General features: G+C 55.8%; 1 protein-coding gene. It reads left to right on the top strand.

Annotation, left to right across the window (positions count from 1 at the left end):
* On the top strand, positions 1 to 242 hold a 242-nt coding region (locus tag SB816_RS34415), incomplete at both ends, for a Tn3 family transposase (protein WP_410548548.1).

Genomic DNA, 242 nt, shown 5'->3' with positions numbered 1-242 from the left:
AGGCCGCCCATAAGCTGAAACGCGCTGTGTTCTTCCACGAGCGGGGCGAAATCCGCGACCGGTCGTTCGAGAGCCAAGCTTTCCGCGCCTCGGGGCTCAATCTCGTCGTCAGTGCGATCGTGCACTGGAATACGGTTTATCTTGATCGCGCGGTTACACAGCTGAAACGAGCGGGGCGAGACATTCCTGATACTCTATTGAAACACATATCGCCGCTCAGTTGGGAACATATCAACCTTACC

Origin of the sequence: Achromobacter sp. SIMBA_011 (assembly GCF_046535435.1) — a bacterium.
In the GTDB taxonomy this organism is placed as follows: Bacteria; Pseudomonadota; Gammaproteobacteria; order Burkholderiales; family Burkholderiaceae_B; genus Achromobacter; species Achromobacter dolens.
The sequence above is the reverse complement of the archived record's forward strand: the minus strand, read 5'-3'. Positions and strand labels throughout refer to the sequence as shown.